Source organism: Methanothermococcus okinawensis IH1 (genome assembly GCF_000179575.2).
GTDB classification, from domain to species: Archaea; AGJL01; Methanococci; order Methanococcales; family Methanococcaceae; genus Methanofervidicoccus; species Methanofervidicoccus okinawensis.
In genome coordinates this window covers 1,089,056-1,101,552 of the sequence record NC_015636.1, presented here as the reverse complement: position 1 = coordinate 1,101,552, position 12,497 = coordinate 1,089,056, and the positions used below count along the sequence as shown (strand labels likewise).

At 31.3% G+C, this 12,497-nt stretch carries 10 protein-coding genes; 9 read left to right on the top strand and 1 reads right to left on the bottom strand.

Annotation, left to right across the window (positions count from 1 at the left end; all coding sequences use genetic code 11):
• Positions 1-144: 144 nt before the first annotated feature.
• The 9 genes from METOK_RS05545 (at position 145) to trpA (ending at position 10,379) form a co-directional block, all read left to right on the top strand.
• Positions 145-1,815: a glutamate--tRNA ligase gene (locus tag METOK_RS05545; protein WP_013867239.1), complete on the top strand. Its 1,671-nt coding sequence runs from the start codon at positions 145-147 to the stop codon at positions 1,813-1,815.
• A gap of 179 nt (positions 1,816-1,994) precedes the next feature.
• Positions 1,995-3,269 (top strand): dihydroorotase, encoded by a 1,275-nt coding sequence (gene pyrC / locus METOK_RS05540; RefSeq protein WP_048058064.1) that lies wholly within the window; start codon positions 1,995-1,997, stop codon positions 3,267-3,269.
• A gap of 391 nt (positions 3,270-3,660) precedes the next feature.
• On the top strand, positions 3,661-4,341 hold the full coding sequence (trpC, locus tag METOK_RS05535; RefSeq protein ID WP_048058063.1) for an indole-3-glycerol phosphate synthase TrpC: 681 nt from the start codon (positions 3,661-3,663) through the stop codon (positions 4,339-4,341).
• Positions 4,338-5,345, top strand: coding sequence for an anthranilate phosphoribosyltransferase (trpD, locus tag METOK_RS05530; protein WP_013867236.1), 1,008 nt, complete (start codon positions 4,338-4,340; stop codon positions 5,343-5,345). Before trpC ends, trpD begins: the two co-directional genes overlap by 4 nt.
• A 157-nt stretch (positions 5,346-5,502) precedes the next feature.
• Complete coding sequence (locus METOK_RS05525; RefSeq protein WP_013867235.1) at positions 5,503-6,861, top strand: anthranilate synthase component I; 1,359 nt, start codon at positions 5,503-5,505, stop codon at positions 6,859-6,861.
• 71 nt (positions 6,862-6,932) lie between these two features.
• Positions 6,933-7,568 carry an aminodeoxychorismate/anthranilate synthase component II gene (locus METOK_RS05520; RefSeq protein WP_013867234.1) on the top strand — a complete coding sequence of 212 codons (636 nt, stop codon included), beginning with the start codon at positions 6,933-6,935 and terminating at the stop codon, positions 7,566-7,568.
• Positions 7,569-7,576: 8 nt separating this feature from the next.
• Complete coding sequence (locus tag METOK_RS05515; protein WP_013867233.1) at positions 7,577-8,203, top strand: phosphoribosylanthranilate isomerase; 627 nt, start codon at positions 7,577-7,579, stop codon at positions 8,201-8,203.
• A gap of 142 nt (positions 8,204-8,345) precedes the next feature.
• Positions 8,346-9,515 (top strand): tryptophan synthase subunit beta, encoded by a 1,170-nt coding sequence (gene trpB, locus METOK_RS05510; RefSeq protein WP_013867232.1) that lies wholly within the window; start codon positions 8,346-8,348, stop codon positions 9,513-9,515.
• A 99-nt stretch (positions 9,516-9,614) separates the two neighbouring features.
• Positions 9,615-10,379, top strand: a complete 765-nt coding sequence (gene trpA, locus METOK_RS05505) for a tryptophan synthase subunit alpha (protein WP_013867231.1) — start codon at positions 9,615-9,617, stop codon at positions 10,377-10,379.
• Positions 10,380-10,486: 107 nt separating this feature from the next.
• On the opposite strand, the gene METOK_RS05500 is transcribed toward trpA, so the two are convergent.
• The gene (locus tag METOK_RS05500) at positions 10,487-12,442 is read right to left on the bottom strand and encodes a PINc/VapC family ATPase (RefSeq protein ID WP_048058061.1); all 1,956 of its coding nucleotides are present in this window, start codon (positions 12,440-12,442) and stop codon (positions 10,487-10,489) included.
• Between the last annotated feature and the right edge of the window lie 55 nt (positions 12,443-12,497).

Below are 12,497 nucleotides of genomic sequence, written 5' to 3'. Positions count from 1 at the left end.
GTTTAACAGGAGCTAATGAATATATAGAAATGATAAAAATTAATATGAAAAAATTTTATTTTTATAACTTTTAATATTCTATCCATATTATTTTTATATTGTTAAGTATATATTATTAAGAATTTAAATCAATAAGGTGAAACATTGAGAAATACTATTCTAAAATATGTTCTTCAAAATTCTATTAAATTCAAAGGAAAAGCAAATCCAAAGGCAGTAATAGGTAAAATATTGGCAGAAAATCCAGATTTAAGAGTAAAAGCAAAAGAAGTTTCCAAAATAGTGGCGGAAATAGCAAAAGAAGTTGAATCAATGACTTTGGAAGAACAAAAGGCAAAATTGGAAGAAATAGCACCAGAATTTTTAGAGGCAAAAACTACTACAAGAAAAAGAAAGGAGCTCGCATTAAAAAATGTGAAAGATATTGTTGTAATGAGGTTTGCACCAAATCCTTCTGGACCCCTACATCTTGGACATGCCAGAGCTGCGGTTTTAAATGATTACTTTTCAAAAAAATACAATGGAAAACTAATTTTAAGACTTGAAGATACAGACCCAAAAAGAGTTCTTCCAGAAGCCTATGACATGATAAAAGAGGATTTAAAATGGCTCGGAGTAAAAGTAGATGAGGTTGTTATCCAATCCGATAGAATGAAAATTTATTACGAATATGGGAGAAAATTAATTGAAATGGGACATGCCTATGTTTGCACATGCGACCCTGAGGAATTTAGGAAACTCCGAGAAAATGGTCAAGCATGTCAATGTAGGGATTTAGGTGTGGAAAGGAACCTTGAACTTTGGGATAAGATGTTAAATGGCGAGCTCGAAAATACAGTAGTTAGATTAAAAACTGATATAGCCCATAAAAACCCATCAATAAGAGATTTTCCAATATTTAGGATTGAAAAAACACTTCATCCAAGAACTGGGGATAAATACTGCGTATATCCATTAATGAATTTCTCTGTTCCAGTAGATGACCATTTACTCAGTATGACTCATGTATTGAGAGGAAAGGACCACATAGTTAATACAGAAAAGCAAAAGTATGTATTTGATTACTTTGGATGGAAAATGCCAGAATACATACACTACGGTATTTTAAAGATAGAAGGACCCGTTTTAAGCACCTCAAAAATGCATGCAGGTATTTTGGAGGGAAAATACAATGGATGGGATGACCCAAGATTGGGAACCCTTAGAGCTCTAAAAAGGAGGGGCATAAAACCAGAGGCAATATATAAATTAATGACTGAAATAGGCATAAAGCAGGCTGATGTTAAGTTCTCATGGGAAAATCTCTATGCAGCCAATAAAGATATAATAGATAAAGACGCAAAAAGGTTTTTCTTTGTGGAAAATCCAAAAAAGGTTGTAGTAGAAGGTGCAGAATATAGAGTTTTAAATTTAAGAGCTCACCCAGATAGAGAAGACTTAGGAACAAGGGAGCTCATATTTGATGGGAATATATATGTCTCCGATGATTTAGAAATAGGTAAAATGTATAGATTAATGGAATTATTTAATATAACCGTAGAAAAAATTGAAGATAACACGATATATGCAAAATATCACAGTGATGATTTTAAAATAGCAAGACAGAATAAGGCTAAAATCATACATTGGATTCCAGTAAGTAATGCAGTAAAAACAAAGGTAATTGATACCAATGCAAAAGAACATAATGGATTTGCAGAAAAGGACTTTAATACAGTAAATATTGATGAAATCGTCCAATTTGAGAGATTTGGATTTGTAAGAGTGGATGAAAAGAAGGGTAATGAAATAATATGTTATTTTGCACATAAATAATTAAAATAGTTAAACTTAGATATTTTTCATTTTTTTTAGGCATATCTTAATTATATTAAGTTATATTATTGGAGGTTATTTATTTTAATTTTTTATTTTATTAACTTTTTTATTTTATTTTTATTTACAATAATCTTTTTATTTTAGGATTTACAATAATAATATACGGTGAAAAAATGCTGCTATTAAAAAACTGTAAAATGATAAAAAATAATACTATCATTGAAGGGGATATTTTAATAGAAGATGATAAAATTAAAAAAATAGGTAAAAATATTAATATTAGTTATAATAGCGGGCAAAAAATCGATTTAAAAGGAAAAATTGTTATTGGTGGGGTTATTGATGCCCATGTTCATTTTAGATACGGACAGCCTAAAAAGGAAGATTTTATAAGTGGAAGTGAAGCATCTATTAACGGTGGTGTGGCTTATGCCATAGACATGCCAAATAGCAACCCGCCGACTACAACAAAGGAGCTCTTCTATAAAAAATATCATGAAGGAAAAAAACAAAGTAAAATAAATATCGAGTTTAATTTTGGAATCACCGAAAATAACTACATGGAAACTATAAAAGATGCAAAATCCTATAAGATTTTCATGGTAAAGTCCGTTGGAGACTTATTTATAAAAAACTATTCAAAATTGAAGGATATTTTAAACCAAGATAAACTATTTACGATACATGCTGAACATAAGGACATAATTGCTGAAAATCTGAAAAAATATGAGCTCACCAGTTGGACTGACCACTGCAAGATAAGGGATAAAAAAAGCGAAATTGAAGCTATAAAAGAAGTCCTAAAAAATTTAGAGGCAATCGATAAATTGAATAATAAAACGCCACATATCCATTTCTGTCATATATCTACGAAGGAGGGGCTAAATTTAATATCCAATGCAAAAAATACATTTAAAAATGTTAAAATTACCGTAGAGGTTGCACCACATCATATATTTTTAAATATGGATATGGCTGAGGAATTAAAAGGAATGGGGAAATTTAACCCACCACTTAGAACAAAAGAAGATAATAAGGCACTTATAAATGGAATAATAAATAAAAAAATAGATATAATAGCAACAGACCATGCACCACATACCTATGAGGAGAAAATCAAATCTGTGGAAAATTGCCCTTCTGGAATTCCTGGAATTGAAACCCTTGTTCCATTAACCTTAAATTCAGTAAATAAGAAAATAATTAATATATTTGATGCCATAAGGTTGATTTCAGAAAATCCATCAAAAATATTTAATATTGACAATGAGATAAGGGAAGGAAATAAGGCAAATCTAACGATTATTGATTTGAACAAAGAATATACAATAAAAGGTGAGAACTTTAAATCTAAGGCTAAATTTACTCCATTTGAGGGGTGGCATGTAAAAGGAGCTCCAATATATACCATTATAAATGGAAAAATATATGATGCATGCGGAAATATTTAAAGAAAAATTATTAAAAAAATATATATACTATAATGTCATATTTTATTTTAATTAATTTTTATAGTATTTATAGTATTTATTGTTAAATAAGGTGCAAATATGGAATTATCCAATAGGACAAGACTATCAACTATATATAAAATGGATACTTTTTTTAACAACTACTCCAATGTAGCTTGGAGATGGTGGTAATTTTTTAAATAGTTTTAAGTGCAAATATTAAATGTTTTTAATTATTAACTATACTGTTATTCGTAGTATTATCCAATAATTATTAACTTATATATTTTAATTTAATGATTATAGATATAAATCTAAATAATTTAATAAATAGAATAATTATAAATCCAAAAAAATAAACATAAATTTAGTTATGGGTGGTATTGTGAGAATGACCAATTCAATTATTAAAACAAAAAATAAAAATCTAAATCCTATTATAGCAGAAATAAAAGTCCATTCTCCTAAATATGGAGATATGCTCAAAGGAAGAGATGAATTAAACATTCTTAAAATATACGAAAATGCAGGAGCTGCGGGAATATCATATATTACCGATAAAAAATACTTTAATGGAAACTTTGATATGTTTAAAAAAATATGTACATCATCGGAGCTCCCTGTTTTAAGGAAGGATTTTATCACATCAAAGGATGAGATTGAAAAAACAGCAGAAGCCGAAGGTGGAGCAATATTAATAATAGCACGACTGTTAAAAGATAAAACAGCAGAATTCGTAGATTACGCCCTTGAACATGGATTGGATACTCTTGTAGAAGTCCATAATAAAGAAGAAATTGATATAGCAAAGGATACAAACACCACCATGATTGGTGTAAATAATAGGGACATCTCAAAGTTAGAGCTCGATGATGGAACTGTATCTCTTACAGAACAGTTATCAGATTTAATTCCAAAGAATGTAATATTTGTCAGTGAAAGCGGTATTGGTTCAATAGATGATTTAAGATTGGCTCTAAGGTATGCCGATGCGGCACTCATAGGAACAAGTTTTATGAAAGCAAAAAATATGGAGGAATTTGTTAAATCATTTGTGGAGGCGAAATTATGAGCGATTTATTAAATAAAATAGTAGATAAACATGATTTAACCTATGAAGAAGCATACAGGTTATTCAATAACCTTTTAAATGAAAGTGAAATAAGAATAGGAGCTTATCTTGCAGCACTTCAAACTAAGGGCTTTACTTCCGAAGAAATTGCTGGTTTTGCAAGAGCCATGAGGGATAACGCCGTTAAGGTAGATTTGGGAAGTGTTTGTGATACCTGTGGAACAGGAGGGGACGGTTCTTCTACGATAAATGTTTCCACTGCTGTATCTATCTTATTATCATGCTTTAAGAAGGTTGCAAAACACGGTAATGTCTCCATTACTTCAAAAAGTGGTTCTGCAAATGTTTTAGAAGCATTGAATATTAAAATCGATTCTACCCCTGATGAAGCTAAAAGGATGATTGATGAAACAAACTTTGTATTTTTATTTGCTCCAAAATACCATCCTGCATTGAAAAAAATAATGCCTGTTAGAAAAGAATTGAGAATAAAAACGATATTTAATATATTGGGTCCCCTTGCAAACCCTGCAAACCCTGATTACCAGATTATAGGTGTAAATTCTCATGATTTGGTTGAAAAAGTTGGGAATGCATTAAAACTTCTTGGTGTTAAAAAAGCACTTGTAGTTTATGGAAATGGTTTAGATGAGTTAAATCCAAATAATTATTCCACAATTTTAGAAATAAACGACAATAAAAAGGAAGATGGAAATAAAATATATAAAATACACCCAAGCGATATTGGACTAATCCCTTCAAAGCCTATTCCATGCAATAGTCCAGATGAAAGTGCCAAGAGAATAATAAGCGTCTTCGAAGGAAAAAAAGGAAATTCAGAGATTACTAATGGAGATAGAAACTTTATACTATTAAACGCTGCTGGAGCTCTTTATGCATCAGATGTAGCATCAGATTATAAAGAAGGTCTCGAAATAGCAGAAAATGCCATCGATGAAGGAATCGTGCTTAATAAACTTAGAGAAATTCAAAATTACAGATAATAGATGATAATAAATATTATATTAGATGTAAATTAGATAATAAAATTATAAAAATTTAAAATAAAATAAAAAATAAAAAAATAAAATTAAGTAGGTTAAACTAAATAAAATTAAAAGTAGGCACTAAAAATAAGTTAAATGTAAAAAATGGGATAATATGAAATTATTTAGGCAAAAGTTTGATTATATCGACCCATTGAAATTATATGGTGTTATGAGGGAGGAAGGAAAATATCCTTTTATTTTAGAATCAAGGGATAAACATCCTTCAAAAGCGAGATATACATATATATCTTCAAATCCAGAGTTTGTTGTAAATATTAAAAATAATACAAAAATAGATAATAGCACAGTTTCAAAGGAAAGTAATCCATTTAAGGCATTGAAAGATATATTCGCATCTGAAATAAAAAATAAAAAAGAAATAATGAATATAGATTCAAATGAGAGATTTACAGGAGGTTTTTTGGGATATTTTGCCTACGATACGATTCACAATTATATCGGCGGAGATATAGAAGAGCCTTCTGTATTTGGATATTACAACAGTGTTTATGTTTATGACCATATACTGAATAGATATTATTACCTTTCGTTGAATAATTCCATTGAAGAAATGAAAAACGCCGAAAAGATTATTGAAAAGGCAAAGAAATATGAAATAGTGGATGAAAAAGGTGGAACAAATATTATCGGATGCGATGCAGATAAAAAGGATTTCATGGATATGGTAAAGAGAACAAAAGAATATATTTATAGTGGAGATGCCTTCCAAGTTGTAGTATCAAGGGAATATCAATTAAAAAGCGATTATTCCGCATTTAAAATATATCGAAATTTAAGGGAGCTCAACCCAAGTCCATATATGTTTTTACTTGAATTTGGAAAGGATGTTGTAGGTGCCTCCCCTGAAACAATGGCATCAGTTGAGAACAATATTTTAAAAATAAACCCAATTGCTGGCACTACAAAAGTTGGAAAAACCGAGGAAGAAACAAAAGAACTTGCAGAAAAACTTCTTAATGATGAGAAGGAACGGGCTGAACATATGATGCTTGTTGATTTAGCAAGAAACGATGTAAGAAAAGTATCTAAATCTGGAACTGTTAAGTTGAGCAGATTCTTTGAGATAGTTAGATACAGCCATGTTCAGCACATAGAAAGTGAGGTAACAGGGGAACTAAAAGACAGTGCTACAATGTTTGATGCCTTAGAGGCAGCTTTTCCTGCTGGAACATTAACCGGAGCTCCGAAATATAGGGCAATGGAAATAATAGATAAACTTGAAAAATCACGGAGAAAAGTATATGGCGGAGCTGTGGGGTATTTCTCACTTAGCAATCATGCAGATACTGCAATAGCTATAAGAATGGCAGAAATAGATAATAAGATTAGATTAAGGGCAGGGGCTGGAATTGTTGCAGATTCTGTTCCAGAAAATGAATATATTGAAACCGAGAGAAAAATGGCAGCTGTTATGCGTGCATTGGATGTAGAGCATGATATTGATGAGTAAATTTATAAGATATGATGATTTCCAAAATCCAACTTCGCTTCGCTTCGGTTGGAACCTAAAAAGGTGAGAATATGATTTTAATAATAGATAATAAGGATTCGTTTGTATGGAATTTGGCAGAATATGCCTCTATTTACGATAAGATAAAGGTTGTTCCAAACACCATAACTCTTGAAGAGATTAAAAAAATAAATCCAAATGGGATTATTATATCACCTGGACCCGGAGCTCCGAATAATAAAAGGGATGTTGAAAACTGCCCAGAAATTATAAAAAATGTAGATGTTCCAATATTGGGCGTTTGTTTAGGTCATCAAATTATAGCTCATGTATTTGGGGGAAAGGTAGGCAGAATACCTCCTGTTCATGGTAAATCAAGTTTAATCAGGCATGATGGAAAAACCATATTTAAAGGCATTAAAAACCCATTGAAAGTTGGAAGATACCATTCCCTCGCAGTTCTTGAAGTTCCTAAGGATTTCGAAGTATCCGCTGTTACAATTGATACGAATGAAGAAATTATTATGGGCATAAGGCATAAAACAAAACCTATTGAAGGCGTTCAATTCCATCCTGAAAGTGTATTAACTGAATGGGAAAATGAAGATTTACAATCCAAAGGATTTTGTAGCTCTTCACTCCTTCGGAGCTCCGAAGGATTAAAAATTATAAAGAATTTTGTAGATATAGCGTTGAATTATAAATAGGGATTTATATGTTTATCAAAATATGCGGTATCAAATCAAAAGAGGAGTTAAAAGTAGTTGAGAAATATGCCAATGCCACGGGGGTAATTGTTAAAAGCGAATCTAAAAGAAATATTTCTCTTGAAAAAGCGAAAGAATTAATGGAAATTGCAAATATCCCTGTTTATGCTGTTTCCACTGTAAATAATTACAATGAGTGGAAGGATATAATAGAAAAAACTGGAACAAAATATATACAAATTCATTCAAAGATGGATGCAAATGAAATTGCTAAATTAAAAAATAGTTATAATATCAATATAACAAAAGCGTTTAAAGTTCCCTCGTTAAGTTCAAATCCTGAAAAAGATGCTGAAAATCTAATAAATGAAATAAAAAAATATATTAATATCGTGGATAATATACTTCTCGATACTGGAAAAGGTTGCGGAATTACACACGATTTAAGGGTAAGCAAAATAATAGCAAAAAAATTTAATATAATACTTGCAGGAGGTCTTAATCCCGATAATATTAAGGAAATCGTTAAATATGTGCAACCTTATGGTGTAGATTTATCCAGTGGTGTTGAAAAGGATAATAGAAAAGATGAATCATTGATAAAATCATTTATTAAAAACTTAAATGAAGCATAATGTGCAAAAATAAATAATGGAAATAAAAAATAACACATCATAATTTATAATGAAATAAGAAAAATAACATATGATTAATAATAAAATAAAAAATAATAAGATTTAATATAGATTTAGTATTTAATAAAAAATTGGTGATAGAATGGAATTTAAATTTGGAGAATATGGCGGTCAATATGTTCCTGAGGTGCTTATACCCTCATTAAAGGAGCTCGAAAAAGCATATAAAGAATACAAAGATGACCCTGAATTTAAGGCTGAGCTCGACTATTACCTAAAAACCTACGCAGGTAGGGAAACCCCCTTATATTTTGCTGAAAACCTTACAAGAAAGATGGGCGGAGCAAAAATATATTTAAAGAGAGAAGATTTACTTTTAGGCGGAGCTCATAAAATAAACAACAGTTTAGGTCAGGCTCTTCTTGCTAAAAAAATGGGTAAAACACGATTAATTGCTGAGACTGGTGCAGGGGAACATGGTTTATCAACTGCAATGGTAGGAGCTCTATTTAACATGAAGACAAAAATTTACATGGGGGCAATAGATGTAGAAAGGCAGAAGTTAAATGTTTATAAGATGAAACTACATGGTGCAGAAGTAGAACCTGTTGAATCTGGTTCAAAAACCTTAAAAGATGCCATAAATGAGGCACTTAGGGACTGGGTAGAAACATTTGAAAATACGCACTATCTAATAGGCTCTGCTGTTGGTCCATATCCATATCCTTCAATGGTTAGGGATTTCCAGTCTGTAATAGGTAGAGAGGCTAAAAAGCAAATATTAGAAGCAGAGGGAAGACTTCCTGATTGTATTGTTGCCTGCGTAGGTGGAGGTAGTAATTCAATAGGTATATTCAACGAGTTTAGAAATGATAAAGAAGTTCAACTTGTAGGTGTTGAGGCTGCTGGTGAAGGTCTTGATACAGAAAGACATGCTGCTTCACTGTTAAGGGGCAAAAAAGGAATATTGCATGGTATGTTCTCATACTTCTTACAGAATAACGATGGACAGATAAGGGAAACATACAGTGTATCCGCTGGATTGGATTATCCTGGTGTAGGTCCTGAACATGCCTACTTAAAAGATATAGGAAGAGTGCATTATGCAGGAATTACAGATGAAGAGGCATTAAATGCGTTCTTAGAGTTATCCAGAACAGAAGGGATTATACCAGCTCTTGAATCATCCCATGCAGTAGCTCAGGGTATGAAAATGGCAAAAGAAATGGATAAAGATGAAATTGTAATAGTAAATCTCTCAGGAAGAGGAGATAAAGATTTAGGAACTGTTATGAAATATATTAAATTCTAAGTAGATTTTAAAAATCTTGAAGTAAGCATCTTGGAATAAAATCTTAAAGTTTTAAAATTAAAATTATATAGCATATAAGGTATATAAGAGGTGTTCTTAATGGAAAAAAAACTCGTATCGTTTATTGTTGCAGGAGACCCTTCTCCAAATGCTACATTAAAATTTATGAATGCACTTTCCAAATACTCGGATATTATAGAATTGGGAATTCCATTCAGTGACCCTATGGCAGATGGAAAAACAATCCAAAAGGCAGATGTAAGGGCGTTAAATAATGGCATGAAGGTTTCTAAGGTATTTGATATAATAAAAGAATTCAGAAAAACTTCCAATACTCCTGTTGTCGTAATGACTTACTACAATCCAGTATATACTATGGGTGTAGAGAATTTTATTAAAACACTTAAAGAAGCTGGTGGAAATGGACTTATCGTTGTAGATTTGCCTGTTGAGGATGCTGAGGAATATTTGAATATCTGCAAAAAATACGATATTGGAACAGTATTTCTCGCTGCCCCAAACACATCAAAGGACAGGTTGAAGAAGATTGATGAGGCGAGCTCTATGTTTGTATATCTCGTGTCGGTATATGGAACAACAGGAGCTCGGGAGGATGTTTCAAATCTTGCATTGGATTTCCTTAATAGAACGAAAAACTTATGTAAAAAACCAGTCTATGTTGGATTTGGAATATCAAAAAAGGAACATGCAAAAGAATTCATAAAAAGCGGTGCAGATGGTGTTGTAGTTGGAAGTGCCTATGTGAAAATAATTGAAGAATATGGGGATTCCGACGAAACCGTCAAAAAACTTGAAGAAAAAGCTAAGGAATTAAAAGAAGGAGTAATTGAAGGTTCTAAATAAATTATTTTATTTTTTATTTTATAGTTTTTATTATACTTTTTTAGTTTTATTTTTATTATTTTTAATTATTTTTAGTTATTTTAGTTATTTCTATTATTTTTTTACAATTAATCCATTTCCACATAAATATCTTTGTTCTGTTTCATGGCATTTAGGAGCTCCTTTCCAATATTTGTTTTTTTAGTTATTTTGACAATTCCGCTTGAACCCACTGTTGCATTACATAAGAAATCCCCATCCACATATATCTTAACATTTGCTCCTGCAAATTCTTCTCCAACTTCAACCAAGATATGAGATTTGGACTCCACTAATTTTGTAGTTTCATAATCATTTACAAATTCATATCTTGCGTATTCCTCAGATTCTCCAAAATCCGATGTATTTATGTTATTGATATTATCAGTATTAATATTTCTATTATTTTCATTTGTATTATGGTTTTTTCTTTCAACATTTATTCTAAGACCAAGTATATTTTCCAGTTTTGATATTTCCTTTCCACCTTTTCCAATAATTGCAGGAATATATTTTTCTGGAACTGATAAATTTAAGGTATGCTCATCTACAATATTTAATTGCATATCTTTTCTTGCCTTTTTTGGGATATGTTTCATTAAAATTTCCCTTATTTTTTCTTCCGCATATCTGTAAATTGGAGGTTTAGATGCCACTCCTTCTTCATTTATGGGCATGACCACTACCTGCTCACCATAGGTATATATCTCATATTCTGGTTTTTTTGTCTCAAAATCCCGAACTTCAATTACCGGTCTTGCCAAATCTGCCTCTTTCATACCGTGTGGAACTTTAACCGTGAAATCCACTTCATAGACCTTTTTTATTTGACCGTTTTCTATATATATTACAGTATCTACTATCTGAGGTATCATACCGAGCTCTACCCTACTGATAAGACGCTGGATAGCATCGATTGGTTTTGAGGCATGAACAACCCCAACCATTCCAACACCCGCCATTCTCATATCGGCAAATATTTCAAAGTCCTTTGTTTTTCTTACCTCGTCATATATTGTGTAATCAGGTCTAACAAGCAATAATATATCGCAGGTATTTTCCATGTTACCTTCAAGTGGTGCATACTGCGTAATGGTCTTCCCAACTTGAAGGTCCCTTGGACTCTCCATTGTCTTTACTATTTTGTTGTTATTATTGTAAAATTCTGCCAATGCCGATACAAATGTCGATTTTCCGCTTCCAGGACTTCCAGAAACGAAAATTCCCTCTGCCTTTTCCTTTAATCTCTCCAAAAGTTTATCGGATAATTTATAATCATCAAGAGAAACCTTTGCAATTGGTCTAACTGCGGTAATTTCAAGTCCTTCTGAAAATGGGGGTCTTGCTATTGATATTCTTATGTTTCCAAGCTGAATTACTGTGGCTCCCCTCTTTTGAATCTCGATAAATCCATTATTTTGTTCAGTATATTTTAATATATTATCTATTAAATATTCCATCTTCTCTCTTGTTAATACCTCATCTCCAATTGAAACAAGTTTAACCTCACCAGGTTTTCCTTTTTTTGCATAAGGAACACAGTTTTCTTTTAAATGAACAGAAGATGTTGTTTCATCGAAATAATCCTTTAAAGATAATTCAACTTTTTCTTCTTTATCTTTAACCTCTAAATAATAAGATTCTATACCCTGAGCTCTTGCAAGATTATACTGTATCCTATCACTTGTAAGTAATAGCGAATTTGTTTCTTTTGCTACTTTTCTAATCATGGCATCTATTTCGCCAGATTTTGCAAGTGAAACAATATCTACTGACGGTCTTTCTCCATAATATTCTATTTCAATGTTATGTTCCTTTGCAATATCCACCAATTTTGTTAATTCTTCTATTCCTAAATATCCTATTTCTCTGCCCTTATTTGCCTGAGCTTCCAACTCTGATACAACGGCTTCTGGAATAATTATTTTGCTGTTCTCCATACTGCCCTTTTTTATGAGCTCAGATATTCTCCCATCAATAACCACACAGGTATCAACTGTAATTTTTTTATTCTGTAAATTTAAATTCTCACTATCAATCGTCATCATAATTTCCCTCATGATAAATTAGTATATATTAATATTTATTAATATTTATATA

Coding starts and splice junctions, on each gene's coding strand:
- trpC (WP_048058063.1), top strand. CDS start 3,661: ATGACCAATTCAATTATTAAAACAAAAAATAAAAATCTAAATCCTATT.
- trpD (WP_013867236.1), top strand. CDS start 4,338: ATGAGCGATTTATTAAATAAAATAGTAGATAAACATGATTTAACCTAT.
- METOK_RS05525 (WP_013867235.1), top strand. CDS start 5,503: ATGAAATTATTTAGGCAAAAGTTTGATTATATCGACCCATTGAAATTA.
- METOK_RS05520 (WP_013867234.1), top strand. CDS start 6,933: ATGATTTTAATAATAGATAATAAGGATTCGTTTGTATGGAATTTGGCA.
- METOK_RS05515 (WP_013867233.1), top strand. CDS start 7,577: ATGTTTATCAAAATATGCGGTATCAAATCAAAAGAGGAGTTAAAAGTA.
- trpB (WP_013867232.1), top strand. CDS start 8,346: ATGGAATTTAAATTTGGAGAATATGGCGGTCAATATGTTCCTGAGGTG.
- trpA (WP_013867231.1), top strand. CDS start 9,615: ATGGAAAAAAAACTCGTATCGTTTATTGTTGCAGGAGACCCTTCTCCA.
- METOK_RS05500 (WP_048058061.1), bottom strand. CDS start 12,442: ATGACGATTGATAGTGAGAATTTAAATTTACAGAATAAAAAAATTACA.